The 22,702-nt window shown below is 48.2% G+C and carries 17 protein-coding genes; 13 read left to right on the forward strand and 4 right to left on the reverse strand.

Annotated features, from left to right (window positions below):
• From C7R93_RS21180 to C7R93_RS21205, 6 genes are all read left to right on the forward strand, one after another.
• On the forward strand, window positions 1–3,045 hold the full coding sequence (locus tag C7R93_RS21180) for an efflux RND transporter permease subunit (protein ID WP_106840673.1): 3,045 nt from the start codon (window positions 1–3) through the stop codon (window positions 3,043–3,045).
• A gap of 210 nt (window positions 3,046–3,255) precedes the next feature.
• Window positions 3,256–3,459, forward strand: a complete 204-nt coding sequence (locus C7R93_RS21185; protein WP_026043127.1) for a hypothetical protein — start codon at window positions 3,256–3,258, stop codon at window positions 3,457–3,459.
• A 129-nt stretch (window positions 3,460–3,588) separates the two neighbouring features.
• Complete coding sequence (locus C7R93_RS21190) at window positions 3,589–4,056, forward strand: MarR family transcriptional regulator (protein ID WP_106840675.1); 468 nt, start codon at window positions 3,589–3,591, stop codon at window positions 4,054–4,056.
• Between the two features lie 86 nt (window positions 4,057–4,142).
• Window positions 4,143–5,321, forward strand: coding sequence for an MFS transporter (locus tag C7R93_RS21195; RefSeq protein WP_106840676.1), 1,179 nt, complete (start codon window positions 4,143–4,145; stop codon window positions 5,319–5,321).
• Between the two features lie 85 nt (window positions 5,322–5,406).
• On the forward strand, window positions 5,407–7,809 hold the full coding sequence (locus C7R93_RS21200; RefSeq protein ID WP_106840677.1) for an AAA family ATPase: 2,403 nt from the start codon (window positions 5,407–5,409) through the stop codon (window positions 7,807–7,809).
• 94 nt (window positions 7,810–7,903) lie between these two features.
• Complete coding sequence (locus tag C7R93_RS21205) at window positions 7,904–10,186, forward strand: S8 family serine peptidase (RefSeq protein WP_106840678.1); 2,283 nt, start codon at window positions 7,904–7,906, stop codon at window positions 10,184–10,186.
• Between the two features lie 51 nt (window positions 10,187–10,237).
• Here C7R93_RS21205 and C7R93_RS21210 read toward each other — a convergent pair whose 3' ends face one another.
• On the reverse strand, window positions 10,238–11,875 hold the full coding sequence (locus tag C7R93_RS21210; RefSeq protein WP_106840679.1) for a PucR family transcriptional regulator: 1,638 nt from the start codon (window positions 11,873–11,875) through the stop codon (window positions 10,238–10,240).
• A gap of 132 nt (window positions 11,876–12,007) precedes the next feature.
• On the opposite strand from C7R93_RS21210, the gene C7R93_RS21215 reads away from it, so the two are divergent.
• Together C7R93_RS21215 and C7R93_RS21220 are read left to right on the forward strand one after the other, a co-directional pair.
• Window positions 12,008–13,516 (forward strand): CoA-acylating methylmalonate-semialdehyde dehydrogenase, encoded by a 1,509-nt coding sequence (locus tag C7R93_RS21215; RefSeq protein WP_106840680.1) that lies wholly within the window; start codon window positions 12,008–12,010, stop codon window positions 13,514–13,516.
• A gap of 30 nt (window positions 13,517–13,546) precedes the next feature.
• Entirely contained in the window at window positions 13,547–14,911 is a 1,365-nt protein-coding gene (locus C7R93_RS21220) for an aspartate aminotransferase family protein (RefSeq protein ID WP_106840681.1), read from the forward strand.
• 77 nt (window positions 14,912–14,988) lie between these two features.
• On the opposite strand, the gene C7R93_RS21225 is transcribed toward C7R93_RS21220, so the two are convergent.
• The gene (locus C7R93_RS21225) at window positions 14,989–15,318 is read right to left on the reverse strand and encodes a MazG nucleotide pyrophosphohydrolase domain-containing protein (RefSeq protein WP_106840682.1); all 330 of its coding nucleotides are present in this window, start codon (window positions 15,316–15,318) and stop codon (window positions 14,989–14,991) included.
• A 96-nt stretch (window positions 15,319–15,414) separates the two neighbouring features.
• On the opposite strand from C7R93_RS21225, the gene C7R93_RS21230 reads away from it, so the two are divergent.
• From C7R93_RS21230 to C7R93_RS21240, 3 genes are all read left to right on the forward strand, one after another.
• A complete protein-coding gene (locus tag C7R93_RS21230) occupies window positions 15,415–15,996 on the forward strand; it encodes an LOG family protein (RefSeq protein ID WP_106840683.1) in 582 nt (193 codons plus the stop codon).
• Window positions 15,997–16,164: 168 nt separating this feature from the next.
• Window positions 16,165–17,466, forward strand: coding sequence for a hypothetical protein (locus C7R93_RS21235; RefSeq protein ID WP_106840684.1), 1,302 nt, complete (start codon window positions 16,165–16,167; stop codon window positions 17,464–17,466).
• A 186-nt stretch (window positions 17,467–17,652) separates the two neighbouring features.
• Entirely contained in the window at window positions 17,653–18,912 is a 1,260-nt protein-coding gene (locus C7R93_RS21240) for a hypothetical protein (protein WP_106840685.1), read from the forward strand.
• Between the two features lie 10 nt (window positions 18,913–18,922).
• Here C7R93_RS21240 and C7R93_RS21245 read toward each other — a convergent pair whose 3' ends face one another.
• Together C7R93_RS21245 and C7R93_RS21250 are read right to left on the reverse strand one after the other, a co-directional pair.
• Window positions 18,923–19,351 carry a hypothetical protein gene (locus tag C7R93_RS21245; protein ID WP_106840686.1) on the reverse strand — a complete coding sequence of 143 codons (429 nt, stop codon included), beginning with the start codon at window positions 19,349–19,351 and terminating at the stop codon, window positions 18,923–18,925.
• Between the two features lie 9 nt (window positions 19,352–19,360).
• The gene (locus C7R93_RS21250; protein WP_106840687.1) at window positions 19,361–19,873 is read right to left on the reverse strand and encodes a hypothetical protein; all 513 of its coding nucleotides are present in this window, start codon (window positions 19,871–19,873) and stop codon (window positions 19,361–19,363) included.
• A gap of 186 nt (window positions 19,874–20,059) precedes the next feature.
• Between C7R93_RS21250 and C7R93_RS21255 the strand changes: the two genes are divergently transcribed.
• Together C7R93_RS21255 and preA are read left to right on the forward strand one after the other, a co-directional pair.
• On the forward strand, window positions 20,060–21,406 hold the full coding sequence (locus tag C7R93_RS21255) for an NAD(P)-dependent oxidoreductase (protein WP_106840688.1): 1,347 nt from the start codon (window positions 20,060–20,062) through the stop codon (window positions 21,404–21,406).
• A gap of 15 nt (window positions 21,407–21,421) precedes the next feature.
• Window positions 21,422–22,699, forward strand: a complete 1,278-nt coding sequence (gene preA / locus C7R93_RS21260; protein WP_106840689.1) for an NAD-dependent dihydropyrimidine dehydrogenase subunit PreA — start codon at window positions 21,422–21,424, stop codon at window positions 22,697–22,699.
• Window positions 22,700–22,702: the final 3 nt, after the last annotated feature.

A 22,702-nucleotide genomic window follows, 5' to 3' on the forward strand; every position in this document is an offset into this window, starting at 1 on the left:
ATGGACAAGGTCATTCTCTTTTTGCTGAAACGAAAAGTGATCCTCTATTTATGCACATTCCTCATTGTGCTTACAGGAATCGGTGCTCTCTTTTCCTTCCACGTGGAGCTCGTACCTAAAACGAATTTGCCTTGGATTGAAGTGAATATTTCAGGAGGAGCGCTGCCGCCTGAAGAGATGGTGGAAAAGGTTACGAAAAAAATAGAGCAGGAATTGAAATCTGTGGCTGGCGTAAAAAACTTCTCATCGAAAACAGGGACGGGATTTTCTGGCATCTCGATCCTTGCAGAGGATGGGGAAGGTGAAAAGGTCAAGCAAGAGACACAAAATATTGTGAATCGGCTGCGCAACGAATTTCCCAAAGTAGTGGATACCGTAACAGTCACGCAAACGAATCTAGGTGATGAGGACTTAATCGACTACGCAATGGTGGGTGCCGATACACAGACCATGCTTACCTTGCTGAAGACGACCATTAAGGATCGAATAGAATCCGTCCCGGGTGTGAAGGAAGTGGTCGTATCTGAGGACGGTTTTGAAAATAAGGTTGCGATCACATTTCGTCCTGAGCGGCTAACCGCCTATCGAACGACTGCAGCGGAGGTTGTTGGTCAGCTGAATGGTGCCAACTGGAAAAAAGCAGTGGGGATATTGGAGAATCCCGGGTTCGACACCGTTGTGATGATGGATAACAGCTTCAAAAGCATCGAAGAGTTCAACAACGTGTTGATCAAAACACCCAAGGGCAAGGTTGCTCTTGAACAACTGGCAACGGTGAGTGATCTGCGTGGAAGCGTGAAGGACGCTATTTCCATGACCGAAGGAAACCTCTTTGTGCAAATAAGCGTAAAACGCGCTTCAGGAAGTGATCTGATCACCACACAGAAAAAAGTCGAGGAAGTTGTGAGGCAAATCAATGATGAAGCGGGCGGAAACTACGAGCTGAGAGTCATGTTTGAATCCGTCTCCTTTATTAAAAAAGCGCTCACCAATTTGAGTCGGGATGTTGTGATTGGCGGAATACTGGCAATCCTCGTTCTCTGGATATTCCTGCGAAATTGGCGTGTGACAATGGTCATTGCAACGACTCTGCCTCTCTCCATCCTGATGACTTTCATTGCTCTGAAAGCTGCTGGCTATAACATTGACATGGTGGTTTTGATTTCACTGAGCTTGTCAATCGGATTGATTGTGGATGCTGCGATCGTTGTTCTGGAGAGTATTTATCATCTGAGAGAAAAGGGAATGCCATTGAAACAGGCCATTGTTCAGGGCTCAAAAGAAGTGATTGCACCTGTTTTCGCTTCCCAACTAACCTTGATCATTGTGTTTTTACCGCTTGTAGTAGCGGATTTTGAACAGTGGCTGAAGCCCATTCTTCATACCATCGCATTTACCGTTACCTCGACCATTATTGCGTCAACGATTGCAGCTTTTCTGTTTGTTCCGATTTTCTCTGAGCGTTTTCTCCAACATGATAAGCAGTTGCAGACCCATGGCGAGAAAGAAGGGAAGAATCGAATTGTTTCTCTCTTTCAGCGACTGCTGCTGATTACACTTCGTCATCGGATTCTCACCTTGTTGGTGGCTCTTGCAGTGTTTGTAGGGGCCCTGAGTCTCTTTCCATTCATTAAAATAGGAAATGGCTTGAATGCCAATGAGAATCAAATTTTTGCGACGTTAACGATGCCCGACGGCACCAGCTTGGAACAGGCGCGAACAGCGGCGGTTGAAGCGGAAAAAGCGTTAAGAGAGTTGTCCGATGTGAATCAAGTATTTTTTACGGCAAAGAAAGAGACAGTGGAGTTAAATATCACGTTGGTCACCAAGTCGCAACGAACGCAAGAGAAAGAAGAATTTATGCAAGAAGTAAACGGTCGTTTGAATGCCATTGATGGAGTGGAACGGACGAGTATGACATTTGGATTCTCAGGTAAGTCGGCGCCCATCGAGTTGCAGGTCGCGGGCGAAGATTTGGAGGTGTCCCGGTCAGTTTCCGCAAAAGTAGAAGAAATGCTGGGTAGCATCCCCGGTGTCATCAATATTCGGAATGACTTTGAAAGAGGGAAGGAAAAGGTAACCCTGACACCGAATCAGGAGGCAATGTCTCAATTGCAGGTTGACTCTGATTCATTGTACAGCCAAATCAGCATGTTACTTGGGGAGCAGCCACTTTCCACAATCAGTCAAAATAGTATTGAAACTTCTATTGTCGCCAGATTTCCAGAAACATGGACGACGCATCCTGATCAACTCCAACAGATTATGATCCGAACAGAAACAGGCTCACAGGTGCCGTTATATGAACTGGTTGATTTTCATTTCAGCAAATCTCCTATTACAATCAAGCATGAAAAAGGAGAACAAATCATCACGGTGTCAGCAGAACTGTTGGGCACAGACATTGGAACGGCGGGCAGACAAATAAATGAGAAGCTGGGCACTGTGGTAGTGCCCGCTGGATACAAGATCGAGATTGCTGGTGATTTGAAGGAACAGAGTAACACCTTTACCCAGGGAATCATCGTCTTGGTATCGGTCGTCTCCCTCATCTATGTGATTATGGTGGCACAATTTGGGAGGTTATCTCAGCCGTTTATTATCATGCTGTCGTTACCTATGGCCTTGGTGGGAGTCATTCTCGGATTCGTGGTCACGCAGCGAACCTTTGGTGAGATGGCGATGATTGGGCTTATCATGCTGGTCGGAATCGTTGTCTCCAATGCGATTCTGTTAATTGACAGAATCAATCTGCTCCGCTCTCGGGGGATGGGGTTAGAAGAGGCAATTGTACAAGGAACACGAGACCGTGTTCGTCCGGTGATTATGACCAAGCTGACAGCGATTCTCGGTATGTTGCCAATGGGTCTCGCTGTTGCAGAAGGAGCGGAGCTAGAGGCGCCGCTTGCTACTGGGGTGATTGCAGGTTTGATTTTTCATACCCTGGTTACTCTCGTTTTGGTTCCTGTTCTATATGCGACCTTTGAGGGGATTCGTGAAAAGAGGTTGGCTCGAAAAAAAGCACATCGCATTGCTGATTTGTAGAAAAGGGGCACGGCGCTGACGAACCAGCGTCGTGCCCCATCATCTTCATCCAAATGTCGAGCTTTTCCTTGTGTATGACCCCAATCCGGATCGTGCGCAGAAACTGGTTGTTGGGGGGGACGGTAGCAGCTAGCTAAAGACGATTTCTTTGCAATAAAATATTGGATGATTGCGCTGTTGCTTGGTCACACTAAGGTGGGAGGTGTAACCATGGAACGAACCATTCAGGTCAATGGTGAGGATTACCATTTCGAGTCAACGTATGATGGTGATTCACAGTATAATGTTCAAGTACGATGCGGCAAGAAAGTGGTATCGAGCTTCAAAATCTCGGCCGGATCGGAAAGTGAAGTGTTTGAGGCTGCTCGTGCTCATTTTAGTGCGGACAAGGAATTGGGCAATCTAAATGGATAGAGACTGGACTCGGAACGCAGCTTGCGCATGCAGGGCTGCGGTTTTTTCTTGCGCAAAATGTAATCTCATGATAAAGTTATTTTGTTTCCTTGGAAACTAAATTGAAATAGACAAGGAGCTGATGCTGCATTGGACCCTAAAAAGAAGATTTGGAATCGATGGATCACCTTTCTACATAAACAGGAGGAGCGCAGCAAGCTACGTGAAGAACTGCTATTGCGCGAGATCAGAAGCAGTGTGTCTGATTACGATAAAGTTGGAAGGTTATCCATAACAGAACTCCACGTCCTTCAAGAGGTAGGGGAGAAAGATCGAGTGAACGTTACGACGATTGCACAGCAAATTGGGGTAACAAAAAGTGCGATATCCAAAATAACAGTCAAGCTGATGAAAAAAGGATTACTCGAGCGCTACCAACTCGAAGACAATCAGAAGGAAGTTTTTTTTCGGCTGACATCAGTAGGAGAAATGGTAAACGAGATTCACGAACGTTACCATCAACAGCTAGAGAATGACATGTACCGATTTTTGGATCGGTATACTCCTGCCGAAATGGCATTTTTGGAGGATGTCATAAGAGAAGCAACAGAGGAATAGGGGAAACATACCATCTTGCCTTCATTTTTTTTGCGAAAATAGTTTCCTTGGACACAATAATAACAAGATAAAAAAGGAGAGCAATCATGAGTCCAAAAAAAGTACTGTATCTGCTTGGAATAACGCTTATGCTAGGTATGTTCTCTCAAAATTTGTTCATGCCTATTTTACCAGCCATGCAACAAGAGTTTCAGACGAGTGCAACCATGATTAACTGGACCGTTTCGATCTTTACCATCATGCTCGCGATTATGCAAATAATTTACGGTCCATTTATCGACCGATTGGGTCGAAAACGTGTGATGATACCTGCCCTGATCTTATATGCGTTCGCTTCGATTGGATGCTATCTGGTCGATTCTATTTATGGGCTATTATTTTTCCGGGCATTGCAAGGGGCGGGCTTTGCTGCCATTCCGATTGTAGCAGCAACGATCATTGGAGACTTATTTACAGGGAATAATCGTTCAAATGCGATGGGCACCTATCAAATGCTACTAGCGCTTAGTCCGGCAATTGGTCCACTGTTAGGTGGCTGGATGGGCGGTTTCGGCGGACATTCTGCGGTCTTTTTGTTTTTAGCGATCTGCGCGGTCTTTCTCGTCGTCATAAATGCAACACTGTTACCCGAAACGAAGAGGAATCAAGCAGCCTCATCGGGCGGCTTTTCGTTAGGGTCTTTCCGTAATATTTTGCTCCACCCGGTTGGTGCATCCGTCATTTTGATCGGCTTTAGCCAAATGTACGCCTATTATTGTTTTTTGCTGTTTCTCCCTGTCCAATTGACGAACCAATACCAAATCTCCGCTGAAAAAATCGGATTGGTATTCTTGCTCGTGTCAGCTGTCTTTATTATCAGTAGTAAGCTGTCTGCTCTTTTGCAAAATCAATGGGGAGCACGTACAACATTACTGGTGACGACCGGTTCAAATGCATTGGCGATTTTTCTTTTTATGGCTGCGGCTGATGCTTCTTTTCTCCTTCTGGTGGTGACAAGTACGCTGTTTGCCTTAACCTTGGGAGTAGGACTGTCTGCACACACGATCTTGCTGTCGGAAGTATTTGAAGCTGAGCGTGCAACGGCCATTGGTGTGTACAATTTCATCCGCTATACGGGGATGGCGGCAGGTCCGGTTGTAGGTGCTTTGCTGCTAGAATGGGGAGGAATCTGGCTCGAATTCGGAATTGCCGGTATCCTTATTGCTTTAGCGACTATATTCGCACGTCAAAAGGTAGAAAGAATCGCAGCGAACAGTCAAGGGTAGTTCTGATATTCGGACAGACTTTTCATGTTCGGCTAAATATGCTACAACAGGAATGACACAATGGAGCGGGAGGAGCAATCAAAAGATGCAGCATCAAGAAGAACGGGATCCGAAGTTACTGATTGCAAGTATTAGCGACAATCCGTCCAGCATCCAATCACTATCTGAAGGTGAATGCCTAACATTCCTGCAATTGATCGAACAGCATCGACAAGAACATCCAGGCGAAGAGCTTGATTTGACGGAAGTGATGGTGTTGACGCGGATGTCTGCTTTACGGCTGCACAAAGCAGGAGGCCATACGCTTGCGACTGAGTGGGTGGATCGTGCGCTTCAACTAGCCCCTGATTATCACTACGCAGGAGAGGTTAAGCTCGATCTGTACTTTTCTCAGTTACGCTCTCATGCCCTTTTGACTGAATTCAAGTCCGTGCGCGAAACGGATAACGTCGTCATGCGTAGGAGAACCGTTGAGGTGTTGGCAGAGCAGGCAACCAATGAGTTACCTGAAATCGCGAAGTGGCGTTCTCTTGCTGAAGATACGTTGCATGCAGCGCAAAAATGGAACGATTCGGAGGCGGAAGCTACAGCTACTGGCCTCGTGCAGTTATACACCGAGCGACAACATTTATTGGCACAATTGCAAGAACGTGTTCAAGCGTACGGAGCGTCTTTATCCGGGGTCTTTTACTCCAGTGAAATGCTCGGCCAATTGCAAGAGACGATCCGCGCTTTATCCAACCAGCAAGAACAGAAGGAAAAGCTCCTGTCACAAAGAAACGAAAGGGTAGAAGTATGCGAAAAAGCGCCGCAGCAAGATTTGAGTGCCTTAGAGCAATTGGAACAGTTGATCGGCTTGGACGAGATCAAACAGCGGGTTCGGCAGTTGGCGCAATTTCTCAATTATCGCCAGCTGCGCGAAGAAAAAGGCTGGCATATGAAAGACCAGCTCCCTCTTCATCTCGTGCTGATGGGTAACCCAGGCACAGGTAAGACGACTTTGGCTCGCTTGATTGCCAAGCTTTATCAGGAGCTCGGGTTGTTGGCAAAAGGACAGCTCATCGAAGTAGATCGTTCTCAGCTGGTCGGCGCTTACGTGGGACAGACAGAGCAGCGTGTCATGGAAGCGATCAAGCAGGCAGACGGCGGCGTCCTGTTTATTGATGAGGCATACAGCTTGAAGCGCCCAGATAGCTCTGGCAGTGATTACGGACAAGTGGCGATCGACACGCTTGTATCCGCTATGACGAGTGGCGAGTATGCAGGACGCTTTGTCGTGATGCTGGCGGGCTATCCGGAAGAAATGCGGCATTTTTTGTACGCCAACCCTGGGCTGAATAGCCGTTTTCCAGAGACGGGCCACTTTTTACTGCCGGACTATCAGGCGGACGAACTGGTACAAATCGCAGAAGAAGTAGCAGTACGAAACGACTATACTCTGACAGAGGCGGCAAAAATTACGCTGCGACAGCGTATTGAAAAAGCGCAAGTAGACGAGACGTTTGGTAATGCACGGACAGTCACGAATATCGTGCTCGATGCGATTTTTGCCAAAGGGCGCGAGACAGACGGCAAGGAACTGAAATGGGATGACTTCACGATTCTAAAACCTGAGGATGTCCGTGGCTTCGATCCGCCGCAAAAAGAAAGGAATGCGGAAACTCGACTGCAAGCGTTGATTGGTCTTGCTCAAGTGAAGACGGAGCTAAGAAAAATCGCTGCGTATGTGTCCGTCCAGCAAGAACGCGCAGCAAGAGGCCTGCCAAGAAGTCCGATTGAGCTGCATGCCGTCTTTACTGGAAATCCAGGTACTGGGAAGACGACGGTTGCCCAGCTGTATGCGCAGATTTTGCAAGAAATCGGCTATTTGAAACGGGGTCATCTTGTTACGGCGAGTAGAGCCGACTTGGTAGCGGGGTATGTCGGTCAGACAGCAACGCTTACTCGCAGAAAAGTCCGAGAAGCTTTGGGTGGGGTCTTGTTTATCGATGAAGCGTATTCGCTGCTTGGCGGGGGAGAGCGGGATTTTGGTCAGGAAGCGGTTGATACGCTCGTAGAAGAGATGACCAAACACGAAGAGAATCTGGTCGTGGTCCTCGCAGGCTACCCACTCGAAATGAATTCATTATTGATGAGCAATCCTGGACTCTTGTCGCGGTTTAAAAAATACATTGCATTCCCCGACTATATGGTGAAGGAACTCGTGCACATTCTTGAACTGGCTTCATGTGATGTTGGGTATGCGATTGAGAAGAATGTGCTGGAAATGATCTCGCAGTCTTTGGATAAAGCAGCCAGTGATCATCGATTGAATGGCAACGGTCGTTTTAGCTATAACCTTTTGCAAGAGGCGATTCAAAACCAGGCTGTGCGACTGATGAATATTCCGAAGCAGGAATGGAATCAGGAAATGCTGATGCAGCTGGCATGGGCCGATTTTCAACCGCTATTACAGTGGACGGAAGAGGAGGATGGGACAAAAAATTAGTTTTTGTCCCATGTCTGTGCCATCTTACTCTTTTGACAATTCACCCTTTCTCTTATAATGGATATTAATGGTTACATTACGCCATGGGGGAAGGGTGTTTGGTTTGCGAAAAAAATGGCAGGCAGCTTTATGCACGACACTTGTTCTGACACTTTCGCTTGCGGGCATTCCGGCGGATGCCAAGCAAGAGGGAGAGCGTCGGGGAAATATCCAGATCGAGGCCGATAAGGGTCTGGCACTGGACAAGCTCTCGTCGAAGAAGAGAGAGTCCGAGCTCGTCGTTATTCAGTTATCTGGTCCTGTTCGTGAGGAATGGGAAGAAGAACTGGAGGATATCGGCGTCATACTTGGAGATTACATACCGGATTATGCATTCATTGCGAAAATGGAGGATGAACAGGTAAGAAGGGAAGTTGAGGAGCTGTCCTTTGTTGAAGACATCATGGCGTTTACACCCAAGTCAAAGGTATCGCCTGAGCTTCGCTTTGCAGGAGGCAGCAGAGAGAGGGTCGAGGTTGCCGTTATCGGTTTCAATCAACGGGTAGACATGTATCGAACGATGACGGAAATGACGGAGGATCAAGAGATACGAGACATTCAAACGCCAGAAGATGCTCCGCATATTTCAATCGCGAAGATGGATCAGCAAACGGTTGAACAAGTGATCGAATCGGATGATGTCATTGCTGTCGTCCCTGTGCCAGAAAACAAGCTGCACAATGATGTGGCAGCTACCATCATTCATTCGGATAAGCTGGCCTCGACAGGGTACACAGGGAAGGGACAAATTGTCGGAGTCGCCGATACTGGACTTGATACAGGAAAGCTTCAAACGATGCATCCAGATTTTAAGGGCCAGATTGAGAAGCTCATTTCAATTGGCCGACCGAATGAATCGAGTGATGTCCACGGTCATGGTACGCATGTAGCTGGCTCCATTGTGGGCACAGGAGAAGCATCAGATGGACAGTATAAAGGAACGGCACCGGGTGCGAAGCTCGTTTTTCATTCCATAGAGAACGCGAAAGGGAAGCTCAACACGGATGTCGAGACCATTTTGCAGGAAGCATACGAAGAGGGAGCACGCATTCACTCCAATTCGTGGGGAACGAATGATAAGGGAGCGTACAGCCTGTCATCGCTTCTGTTTGATCGCTTTTTATGGGAGCATCCAGATATGACGGTGCTTGTTGCGGCTGGAAACGATGGCGAGAAAGGCTATAAAACGATCGGGAGCCCAGCTACGGCTAAAAACGTCATTGCTGTGGGTGCTACAGAAAATGTCCGACCCAATATGGGGAAGAACTCCGATAAAGCGGACGACGTGTGGGTATCGAGCAGTCGCGGTTTAACGGACGACGGGCGCTTGAAGCCCGATATTGTCGCGCCTGGTTCAGCGATCTTGTCCACGCGTTCTTCACTGGCACCGAGCAAAAACTTCTACAAGCGTTTTAATGAACATTACGCTTATATGAACGGGACGAGCATGGCTACGCCGATTTTAGCGGGCGGTGTGGCACAAGTTCGGGAATTTTTGCAGGAAGAAGGGGAAAAAAATCCGAGTGGTGCATTAGTGAAGGCTATGCTGCTAACTAGTGCAGACAACTTGGATGAAGACATGCGAGAGCAAGGCTTCGGACGAGCCAATCTGGCGCATGCGATTGAAACGAACTATAAGGACGAGAAGGACGGAATTCGCACACGTGAAAAAGTCACGTATAAGGTCAAGGTCTCAGATGATTCTAAGCCTTTGGCAATCACCCTTGCGTGGACGGATTATCCCGCTGCCATTGTGGCAAAACGTGCGCTCGTCAATGATTTGAATCTGAAGGTAACGACACCGAGTGGAGAAAAACTGAACGGCAACGACTTTTTTGAGGCCCCTTACAACGACGAAGTGGACAACCTTAACAACGTCGAACAGGTATGGATTACCGAGCCGGAAGAGGGAACCTACACCGTGACTGTCGAAGGCTATAACATCCCGAAAGGACCTCAGCCGTATGCGTTAGCGACAACGGGAAAATGGCAAAAGACCGATGATGAGGAAGAGGAAAAGGAAGAGGAAAAGCCACCGGTTGAAGGGAAGCCTTCGCGAACAGGGACGCTAACGAAAAAGCAGAAGTACATGGACTATTTAATCCGCGTCAATGAGCCTGGGGATTTGGAATTGTCCGTAGACTGGGACGGTGATGCAGATGTCGATTTGTACGTGTATAACAGTCGTTCAAAAGAGCTTGCTTCTGCAACAACCTCCGACAATCCTGAGAAATTAACGGTGAATATCGAAGGAAGTGGCTTGTACAAAATTCGGGTAGTGCTAACGGAAGGCAAAGAAGCGAAATATCGCATGTATATGAAACAATCAGGAAAATAAATACAAGACACAACCTTCGTCTTCTGAAGAGATTAAAGGTTGTGTCTTTTTTTAGTGATGTCGCTCTTCTTTGCTTAACCAGTCCCGCGCGCGCAGGGCGATCTCCAGGCAAATCCTATTTTGCGTTGCCGTGTAATCCTCGCCGAGTATCTCCTCGATTTTTTCCAAACGATGATAGAGCGTTTGACGATGAATGTACAGTTTTTCCGCAGCCTCTTGTTTGGACAGGTTAGCATCCAAATAGACTCGAAGCGTATGCACGAGCGAGGAACCGTGAGCTTGGTCATGGGCTAGCAACAGGCCGAGGTAATCGCTAATGAAGACTTTCAGCACAGGCTCATTCGGTACGTGGAATAGAAGTCGGAACAACCCAAGATCTGCGAAAAACGGGCTGGATGATTCATGATAAAAAGCCAGTGCCTGTTCTGCCTCCGCGAGGTGTCGTCCAGCGTCAGACAACCGTTTTCCGGCTCGACTGACTCCCATCCATATTTGAGCATCCACTCCTAGCATTTGTGTCATGATTCGTTTGACATCGCGAAAGGCTTTTTCTAGGGTACGACGGGAATCTATAAGCGGCTGCTGTTCGATCAGCAAAAAGTAAAAGCGATGGCCCATGCAACGTATGAAAGGACGAAAGCGATGACGCGTCAATAGCGATCGGAAAATGGCCGTCAGATCGTGCGGTGGAAGGGAATCCTCAGCCAGATTCTTCTTCTTCTCAAACGATAGGATGATCAAGTGATATGTTGAGGCTTTACCGCTGCCTGTGATACCGAGCAAGGAACGCATTTGTTCTTCCGGTATGGAGCGGTTGGCAATCAAGTCATCAAACAGCCGGTTTTCGGTAGCAAGCGCCTGTTCCTCCACAAACATTTTCCGCATTAAAATTTGGGCCATCGCGCTGACTGTATTGTCTAAGGTCAGGAGCAAATACTCATCCGGACTGCGTTCAAACAAGACAATGCCGACATAGGCGAGCACGTGACCCATCGCCATTACTGGCTGATAGGCAAGCTGCCTGGTCGCCGATAGTGAAAGGAGACGGACACCAGCCTCACCACTATCCAGTTCGGAAAAATGAGACCGCATCACATCGCTCATCTCAATTGCAACATCATGCGGTACCACCGGGGCAAATTGTGTGGTGCCATCTGGTGCGTAATAGAAGACCTGCGTCTGAACAGCCACCTGAAAATGCTGAAGTAGCTTAGGCGTGCCTGCTGCCTGTAGGCTGAGCTGCTGCAAACTACGAGAGTATGCTTCGAGATTGCGAAGGGCTTGCAACTGCGCATGGATCAAATGCTCGTGCAAATCTTGCGTGATGTCCACAAAGCGGACAGGCTGATGAAAAACGAGTAACGGAAACTGGTGGTGGTTGGCCAGTTCTAGCATATCTTCAGGGATAGAAGGAATGTAACGTCCTAGCTCGATGCACAACCCGACTGCTTTTCGCCGAATGAGTTCTGTTAAATACGCGAGTCGCTTTTCCTGTTCTTCGCCAAATCCCAGCCCGGTTGATAGGATCAGCTCGCCGCCATTTAAAAACTGTCCCGTATCGGCAGTCTCCAAGACGTGAACCCAGCGAACAGGACGGGACAAGCCGCGATGCCCCGCCACCACTTGGGCATGTTGAAACAATGGACGCTTGATGATTTCTGCAATTGTCAGGCGCAAATCATTGCTCATCGGAATCACCTCTTCCATTTACACTCTGTATGATTAACCCTACGTAATGCGTTACGCTTTGTCTAGTGCTGACAGGTATTATTTTTGGATAAAATGGAATTGTTAATTAATTGAGCGTGAGGAGTTGAAAGGATGAACACAGCTATTGTTGGAAATCCGTTGAAAAACTACATCGGGGGGCAATGTGTAGATTCACTGACAACACGCTTTGAGGATGTACCCAATCCGGCAACTGGAGAATTGTTGTCGCGCGTCCCCCTGTCGACGAGAGAAGACGTGGACAAGGCTGTTGCTGCTGCGAAGGAAGCGTTTGTGAGCTGGAGTGCTACCCCTGTCGTGGATCGCGCGCGCATTATGTTTCGTTTTCATAGTCTTCTCGTCAAGCATGAGGATGAACTCGCCCGGATGATCACCATGGAGAACGGCAAAAATCTACCTGAGGCACAGGCGGAACTTTTGCGTGGGCTGGAAATGGTAGAGTTCGCTTGTGGGATGCCGACACTGATGATGGGGGAAACATTACCCAATATCGCAAACAGTATCGACAGTCAGGTGATCCGTTTTCCGTTGGGGGTAGTGGGTGGGATTACCCCGTTTAACTTCCCTGTGATGGTCCCAATGTGGATGTACCCGATTGCCATTACCGCAGGAAATACATTTGTACTGAAGCCCTCAGAGCGTACGCCGCTGTCTTCGATTCGGATTGCTGAACTGCTCAAGGAAGCAGGGCTGCCAGACGGTGTATTTAACGTCGTAAACGGAGCGCACGATGTCGTCAATGGTCTCTTGGAGCATCCGGACGTAAAAGCGATCTCATTCGTCGGCTCGCAGCCAGTTGCGGAGTACGTGTACAAGACAGCAGCCGCGAACGGGAAGCGCGTGCAAGCACTGGCAGGTGCGAAAAACCACCATTTGGTCATGCCTGACACGGATTTGAAGCGCGCGGCCAAAACCATTACGAGCTCAGCGTTCGGTTGTGCAGGAGAGCGGTGTATGGCAGCGAGCGCCGTAGTGGCTGTCGAGGAGATTGCTGATGAGCTGATCGCGCATCTGATCGGGGAAGCCACTGCGCTGGCAATGGGAAATGGTTTGGAGGAAGGCATCGACCTCGGTCCTGTCATCCGTGATTCGCACTTGTCCAAAGTACATGACTATATTGAAAAAGGTGTCGCTGCTGGTGCCGCGCTGGTTCGCGATGGTCGCGAGGACGCAAGTAAGCTGCCAGATGGCTACTTCCTCGGGCCAACGATTTTTGACAAGGCAGATGCTGAGATGGTCATTGTCCGCGACGAGATTTTTGCGCCTGTCCTGAGTGTCATGCGTGTGAAAGACTTTGCTGAGGGATTGGAGACGATCAGTCGCTCACGTTTTGGCAATGGGGCGACCATTTATACGAACAATGGAAAATGGGGAAGAGAATTCGTTCAGCAGGTGGAAGCGGGTATGGTCGGTGTCAATGTAGGGGTGCCTGCTCCGATGGGCTTCTTTGCTTTCTCAGGCTGGAAGCAGTCCTTTTATGGTGATTTGCATGCAAATGGAAAAGATGGCGTCCTCTTTTTCACCAAGAAAAAAACGGTCACATCCAGATGGTTCGAAGATGGCGATACCAGCATTGGCTCGCAAAAAGTTTTTGTAAAATAACCTCTTACGAAAAAGAAGGAGGATTACGCGATGGAGCAAGGACAAGTGACAAAAGATTTTGATAAAGAGAGCTTGCTGGATGCTGACCGTTCGCATATGTGGCACCATATGTCCCCTTACAATCCCAATCCGATGATCGTAACGGAAGCGAGCGGATCGTGGATCACCGATATCGATGGGAACCGGTACCTGGATGGAATGTCTGGTTTGTGGTGCGTCAACATTGGCTATGGCCGACAGGAGCTCGCAGACGCCGCTTATGAGCAGTTGAAGCAATTGGCTTATTTTCCACTCACACAAAGCCACGTACCTGCTATTCGTTTATCTGAGAAGATCAGCGAATGGCTTGGGGAGGAGTATCGCGTTTTCTTTTCCAACAGCGGCTCGGAAGCGAACGAGGTCGCGTTCAAGATTGCCCGTCAATATCATCACCAGAACGGGGAGCCGGGACGTTACAAATTCATTTCGCGACATCGCGCTTACCACGGGAATACGATGGGGGCTCTTGCTGCAACAGGTCAATCCATACGCAAGGAAAAATACGAGCCATTGGCGCCTGGCTTCCTTCACGTTCCGCCTCCTTACTGCTATCGCTGTCCAGCGGGAAAATCATACGGCAAATGCAATCTGGAGTGCGCCCAATATTACGATCAAGTGATTAATTGGGAAGGCGAAAAGACAGTGGCAGCGGTCATCATGGAGCCGACCATTACCGGAGGCGGCGTCCTTGTGCCATCGCCGGAGTACATGCCAAAAGTACGAGAAATCTGTGACAAGTATGGCGTGTTGATGATCGTGGACGAGGTCATCTGCGGATTCGGTCGCTCCGGTCAAAGGTTTGGCCACCAAAACTTCGGAATCAAGCCAGACATCGTGACCATGGCCAAAGGTATTACCAGCGCCTACCTGCCACTTTCCGCAACGGCTGTGCGGGCCGAAATCGCCGACAAGTTCAATGAGCAAGGGAACAACCTGCATTTCCGTCACGTCAACACGTTTGGGGGCAATCCGGCGGCATGCGCGCTGGCCCTGAAAAATCTCGAAATTTTAGAAGAGGAAAAACTGGTGGAGAGAGCAGAGGAGCTCGGTGCAGAATTGCGTGCCAAGCTGGCGTTTCTCGCGGAGCATCCATACGTTGGAGACATTCGCAGCTTCGGCTTCCTGATGGGGATCGAGATGGTGGAGGATCGCAAAACGAAGGAACCTGCGGCGCCAGCGAAATTGACACAGGTGATTGCCGAGTGCAAGAAGCGTGGGCTGATCATCGGGCGTAATGGCGACACCATTCCGAGCTTCAACAATGTGCTGACACTCTCGCCGCCGTTTACCACGACGAGCGATGATATCGATTTCATTGCGCAGGTTATGAAGGAAGCCTTCGAGACATTGGAGTAGGAAGCTTGGACGAAAAGACGAATAGATGAGTGCAGCGGCAGACTAGGAGACGCGAAAATCCTAGGCTGCCGCTGTTCTTATTCAGTCTCCGATTTTTGATAGCGTTTTTGTAGCTTCGCTCGATGGGCTTCCAAAATCTCTTCAAAAGAAACCTCGTATTGGTTTGCCAGCAAGATTAAATTCCCGAGTACATCGCCCAGCTCTTCCACCAGCTCCTGCCGAGCTTCTACTGCGGGCTTTTCCCCTTCATCAGGGCGATCTCGACCAATTTCAATGGCGCGTACAGCTCTTGCCAGCTCGCCAGCTTCTTCCATCAGAAAACCTACACGTATAAACGGACCGTATCCTGTCCATCCGCGTTCTTGATAAAAATCTCCGACCCATTTTTGAAACTCAGTAATATTCACATATATCTGTCCCTTCCTGATTTTAGTATAATTATATGACACGCAAAGCAATTTATGGAAAAGCCATTCTACTTCAACAAGTTTTGGGAGGATGACATGAAACGTATTTGTGTTTATGCAGGTTCCAATCCGGGTGTAAATCCACTTTTTGAGTCCTATGCACAGGAGTTGGGAAAAGAACTGGTCGCTCGTGGTCTTGAATTGGTCTATGGTGGTTCCAGCATGGGACTGATGGGGCGCGTTGCAAATGCAGTACTGGAAGGCGACGGCAAAGCAATCGGCGTCATGCCTACAGGATTGTTCCGTGGAGAAATCGTACATAAAGGGCTGACAGAATTGCATGAGGTTCTGACGATGCACGAGCGCAAAGCCAAAATGATCGATTTGTCTGATGGCTTCATTGCTTTGCCCGGCGGACTGGGAACCTTTGAAGAAATATTTGAAGTGGTGAGCTGGGGTCAAATTGGCATTCACCAAAAGCCAATCGGACTGTTGAACGTGGATGGCTACTATTCGCCGCTGATGCAGATGGTGGAGCATGCGACCGAGGCCGGATTTATTCCCGCTATGCAGGGAGAATTGATCCTTTGTGAGAGTGATCCCGCTATTTTGCTAGATCGTATGCGAGATTACACACCACCAGTGAAAGTAAACAAATGGTCGGAACTGGATGAATAACAACGTGCAAAAAAATAACCCGAAGCCCTCCATCTGTGGGAGGAATTCGGGTTATTCTAGTTATTGACAGGATGAATGTAGGAGTGCTAATGTAGTTGATTATATCCATAGTAAACGCATAGGAATAATATTAATATGACTCGTCTTCATACGTCAGGAGGATTCTTCATGAACAGATCAGCGAAATGGCTACAACTCTCCACTTCAGCTGCCGTACTCTCAGCGGCGCTCGTTTTTCCAACTGCAGTCGGTGCTACAACGAAAACAACGGTAGAAGCACACGTAGAGTGGAACAGCTTTTTGCAGCAGCAGTACGGTGTGACTTTTGACAAGACGGTAACTCGCGAGCAATTTGAGAAAGCGTTGTTCAAGATTATATCTGCTACCACAAGTATATCGGAAAAAGACTTGTCAGCCAAAACTTTCTTGCCTGAATCCAAAGATGCCTCCAAGCTGGTTGTATGGGAAGCGGTCAGTGCTGCCGCAAAAGCTGCAGAGTTAAAAGAACTCGGGTATACATATAGCGAGGAAAAAGTGGCGGCTGCCTTGAAAAAAGCAGGGATTTCCTATAAAAAAAGCGGCACGCTTACCTTGCAGGCTGCACAAGAGCTGGCTGTAGCGATTGACACGGGGCTTGTGTCCGCCAATACTTTGAAGACAGCTTCTGTAGACGGGGCAGTATCCGCAGAGCTTGCGAGTCAATTGCTAGCAAAAGTAGCAGAGTTCCATGGCTCAGCCAAAAACTATTTGGGCACAATCGCCGATGAAGAGATTTTTGGCAAGCTCGCCCAGGCGTGGAACGAATCGCAAATCATTAAAGCCGGTGAATTGCAAGAGCTCGTGGACAAAGGCTTGAAGCAAAATCTGATTACTGGCTACAATCTGAAGGATGCCGCATTCGAACCTCATTTTGATCCACAGCGCACGATTATGTATGGGCATAGTGATATCGCCCACGCCATTCAATTAATCGGTCTGTTAAAAAGTGAAGGCGTCGATGCAAAAGTTCAATTTGAACCGAAAACTTCTGCCTTCATTTACTTGAAAGAATGGGGAGAGCCCGCTCAAACAGCGGATTATCAGGTCGTTCAGATTGAAAACGGCAACTACATTGCGTATGCCAAGGAGTACGATCTCAGCCTGGAATTCGACAGTGTAGAAGAGAAAGAGAAGTTCCAGCCACTTGTTTTGAAATATGCCAAACGGGATCAAGAGGACATGACCGGATTGCTCAAGGCTTCTTGGTGGCAGCCGCTTTATCATTCCCGTACGGAGCTGGCAGATTATGCTGTCATTACGAACAACGTGTTAAAAGATGGTCGTTTTGTCGTGCAGTCTTTCTCCCTAAATGAAGAATCACCAAAAGTCGTGGAAGGCTTCCACAAGCTGAATGACAAAGTAAAGGTAGAGACATACAAGTTTTGGGTAGATCAGCCGTTCTTTAACTATCTCAACGGCGAATCGAAGTAAATACTGTACATCGAAAAGCGTCCTTCCCTTCACAAAAGCGGGGAAAGGACGCTTTCTTCTATTACATTGATAATGGATTAAAAAATCCTTTTAGCGGATTGTGTCTATTTATGGTATAATTTAGGGATAACCGTTGATTTATGGCGACGGTTGTATAGTTATGCTGAGAGTTTGGGAGGGAATGAAGTGAAAAAGAAAGCGATAATTCTACTGTTGTCCTGCTGTTTGTTTGCTTCGACAGCATTCGCAGCAAGCGCAGCATCGACAATGCCAACCTCACCGCAAAGTGGAACAGGAATATCCGTGGAGGCACCAGCAGATTTGTCAAAAGGGCTGCTCGTGAATACCTTCACTTCCCATCAGTGGAGACAAGATTCGCTTACGAAGCTACTGGGGAAATCCGTGAAAGAATTTGATGAATATGTGTATTATCCACAAGGTGTCAGCATGAAGTGGGACGAAAATAAGCAAGCGTTTGCCGTTCTTGTTGAACCTTCCTATAAAGGTGAAGTTGTAAAAGGTATTACGACCTCTAAAAGAAAAGACGAGATCGTCCGGGTCTTGGGTAAACCACATTTTTCGGATGAAAAACTTGAGTTGATTGGATATGCGGAACAGGGCTATCACTTGTTTTTCACGTTTGCTCAGGATAAAGTAAAAGCCATTTCCATTTATCGTCGTGATCAGATCGCCGATACAAAAGCACTTGTTGATATGGCTAAAAATTTGCAAGCGTATGGTGAAAAATTAGGGGCACCCGCTGAATATGCTGATTTTTCTATCTTTGGTGCATGGGGTAAGCCAGATTTTTCGTACCACCTCAGAGGAGTCGGTACATATGCCTGGGAATATCCATCCAGAGGTATCGCCTACGATGGTATGCCAGATGATGCAACACTAACCATCTATAGTAATTTTCCGAGCAAAGACAAGCTCACTGACTTAAAAAACGTAAAAAACATCGTCTTTTCCAAAGAAGATTCCCTGTTCTTGATCGAAAAAATGAGAATCGAAACCGAAAAAGAAAAAATCGAATTGGCGAAAAAAGCTGGAATCCCGTCACCAGACAAGAAAAAGATCGCGGTAATTGATTCAGACAATTTGTACAATACGGCGAACATTCGCTTTTATCAGCCAGACTACACACCGCAAGCTCAACTGTTTCCAGGGTATTTTCTCGATGAAGTAACATGGTTGGACAACAACTGGATCTTGTATCAGACGATGATGGGTGTCGGAGTTTACCATGTTACTACACATGAAAAGATAGAAATTGTAGGGATGGAGAAAAAGGCAAACGAGCCGTTTGATATGCTGGATGTCAATATAGTCAAGCCTGATCTAACGCAAAAAGCAATTGTGTTTGAAGTCAGCATGAAAGAGAAGAAACAGACTTACACCGTTCGCTATCAAATCACGGGTGACAAAATTACGTTCACCTGGTAGGGAGCAGGGATTATCGTTCTTTGTTGGCGCTGATGGGCGAGTTGGCTGCTTCCTTCTCGGCCAAGTACGAGCGCATGCCTCGAACGAACAACTCACGAAGGACTTCCTGCTGTGTTTTGCTGCTGACGAGAGAGCGAATGAGCTCCAGCTCAGCTACCAATTCGGAATCCAGGTGAAGGTTGACAGTCTTCCCTTTTGTTCGCGGATGCAGCTCGTAGTACTCCGCTGATTTTTTTATGGTTCCTTCGATGACAACAGCTTCGTCCAACCATTCATGGTGGCGGATATACAAGCATGGTGCTTCTAAAATAATATGGGTCAGTTCCTCGCTAAAACGAATCGCGAGGGGCTGGCCTTTTTTTTTATGCAAGTCGCGGATTTGTCGGGATCGCTCTTGATTGGTAACTGTATTTTCCAGCGTGATTACGGCCAGTTCCATAGTGCCTCCTTACGGGATGAGCAGTTCTTCTTCTGCTACCGACATCAATACTTCTCCCGTTTTTTCCAATTGGACTTGGTAGGTGAAGTGCTGATCGCTTCGCTCAACGGAGGTGATCATTCCCCAGCAGCACTTGCTATCTCTTCTGAGCTGGACACGATCCAAAACCTCAAAGCTAGGGCGAAGATACCCTTTTTTATATAGATAAGTGAGGACGGATTCTCGAGGAAATAGAAATCGTTTGTTTCCTTGTTTACTGACCAATAGGGGGAAGGTCTCCCGTTCGTCTATACAATCCCCTAAATAGCCTTGATCTGCCCAGCGTTTGACGGTAGCCATACTGCCTACACGGCCTGCTTTCGTCTCTAGGATGTCTAGTATTTCGCGTGAAGAGAGAAACGCTTTGCGCCATTCGAGCTGCGTCAGGTAGTTTTTGCGCTCTGCTTCCAATTGACTTAGAAGTGTTTGTGCATCCGCGATTTTCTGTTTCACTAGCCTGATTTCGAGGTCGTAATCCTTCATACGGGACGGCCCTTTCTTCCGTGTTTGTTTTCATCCTATTCGAACATGAAATCATTCATGTCAATACAAGCGAATTGATTTCGTTTCCTTGCTAGGTAAATACGAAATGTAACAATCATAAAAAAGCGATTTCGCACATTGATTAATAGCAAACATGTATAGATCTGGTGAGGAGGTTGTGGACAGATGAGCATTCCCAATGATCTCGCGAAAAATTTCGCAGAAGTTGTGCCTGCCCTAAAACCGAAGGAAGCCATCGATGAGGCGAATCGCTGCTTGTATTGCTACGACGCACCCTGTATTAAGGCTTGTCCCACCTCGATTGACATCCCTTCCTTCATCAAAAAAATTGCGACCGGGAATATGTTCGGATCAGCCCGGACCATCATGGAATCGAATCCCGTCGGGGCGAGCTGTGCGCGCGTTTGTCCAACAGAGGAGCTGTGTGAGGGTGCCTGTGTACTAAATTCAGCTTCCAAGCCAATCATGATCGGTCTTCTCCAGCGTCACGCGACAGACTGGGCAATCAAAAATCAAGCAACACTTTTTTCAAAAGGCGAAGAAAATGGGAGACGGGTAGCCATCGTTGGAGCGGGCCCGGCGGGGTTATCAGCTGCGCGTGAGCTTGCACGTCTCGGCTATGCGGTTACGGTATTTGAAGCAAAGGAAAAGGCAGGAGGATTGAATACGTACGGCATCGTCTCTTTCCGTCTGCCACAGGAAATTTCGCTATGGGAAGTAGAGCAAGTAGAAGCGTTGGGGGTAGAGATACGTACCAATACGCGAATCGGCGTGGATGTATCGCCAGAAGTGCTATTAGATCAGTATGATTCCATCCTGTTGGCAGCAGGTATGGGCAATGTCCCTTCGCTGCAGATCCCGGGAGAAGAATTAGAAGGTGTCCTCGATGCCATCGCACTCGTGGAGGAGACCAAGACCAAGCCACCATCAGACGAAATGCTCGGCAAAAAAGTCGTCATCATCGGTGCTGGGAATACGGCTATTGATGCTGCCACCTGTTCGAAACGACTGGGGGCAGACAATGTTCAGATTCTGTACCGGCGGACGGTTCAAGAGATGTCCTGTTATCAGTTTGAGTACGAATTCGCCAAGCAGGATGGCGTAGAATTCCGCTGGCTCGTTGCCCCAACACGTGTACTGGAGGAAAACGGCCGAGTGAAAGGCTTGGAACTAGTGCGAATGGAGCTAGGTGAGCCGGATGAGAAAGGAAGAAAGCGTCCGGTACAAATTCCAGGCAGTCATTTTGTCATCGAAGTAGATTATGTCGTCAAAGCGATCGGACAAAACAGGCATCTATCATTGATTGAATCATTCGGGCTTCAACACCGCAATGGGATTGTCGAGGTCGAGGAAGGCACCTATCGAACCTCCCATGTCAAAGTTTACGCGGCGGGCGATGTCATTTTTGGGGGAGGAAAGACAGATGCGATGGTAGTCGATGCAGCCAATCATGGGAAACGAGCCGCTCATGCCATCCACCAATCGCTCAATGATCAAAAACAGCCGGTATAAAGGAGGAAACCTATCATGGCAGATCTCAGCATTAATCTGGCGGGAATCCAATCCCCGAACCCATTCTGGTTGGCCTCTGCGCCGCCGACTAATTCAGGCTACCAAGTACAGCGTGCCTTTGAAGCGGGCTGGGGTGGCGCGGTCTGGAAGACACTCGGAGAGCCGATCATCAACGTCACGTCCCGTTTTGCAGGACTGAACTTCGGGGGACAGCGCGTCTTTGGTTTTAACAACATTGAACTGATTACGGACAAACCGCTTGAGGTCAATCTGAAGGAAATGGATGAAACGAAGCGCCGTTTTCCAAAGCACACCTTGATTGCTTCGCTCATGGTTGAACATAAGCAGGAAGCATGGCACGAGATTGTCAAAAAGGTGGAGGCAATCGGCGTAGACGGTCTGGAACTGAATTTCGGCTGTCCGCACGGCATGGCAGAGCGCGGGATGGGCTCTGCGGTCGGTCAACATCCAGATTTAATCCGGCAACAGGTCGAATGGGTAAAAGAAGTAGCGCAAACCCCTGTCATCGTCAAGCTCACCCCAAACATTACGGACATACGCTTTACAGCAAGGGCCGCGACTCAGGGTGGAGCCGATGCCATCAGCATGATCAACACCATTAACAGTTTGATAGGGGTTGATCTCGAGAAATGGCTGCCGATCCCACATGTAGATGGAAAAGGGGCGCACGGCGGCTATTGTGGACCTGCTGTCAAACCAATCGCCCTGAATATGGTCGCAGAATGTGCACGCGATCCCAAGGTTGGTATCCCAATCTCTGGTATTGGAGGAATCTCTGACTGGCGCGATACCGTTGAATTTTTGCTGATGGGAGCAACGGGTGTTCAAGTATGTACGGCCGCCATGCATCATGGATTCCGGATCGTGGAAGATATGATTGATGGACTTACCAATTACCTGGATCAGCGCGGAATTGCCTCTGTGATGGATATTGTCGGAAAAGCCGTGCATACGTACTCGGATTGGGGACATCTGAATCTAAATTACAAGGTTGTGGCGCGCATCCATGACGAGACCTGTATTCATTGCAACAAGTGTCATATCGCTTGTGAGGACACCTCGCATCAATGCATTGACATTGTTCCTGATGCAGCGACGGGCAAAGAGCGCCTGGTCGTACGAGAAGAAGATTGTGTCGGCTGTAATTTGTGCTCCATCGTTTGTCCGGTGGAAGGGACGATCGAGATGGTCGAGATTCCGAGCGCCAAAACCCCTCTCAGTTGGAATCAGCGACAGGCTGCTTTGGCTGCGGGTGGCAGCTGCGAGCTGTGAGGC

This window comes from Brevibacillus fortis (assembly GCF_003013395.1).
Lineage (GTDB): Bacteria > Bacillota > Bacilli > Brevibacillales > Brevibacillaceae > Brevibacillus > Brevibacillus fortis.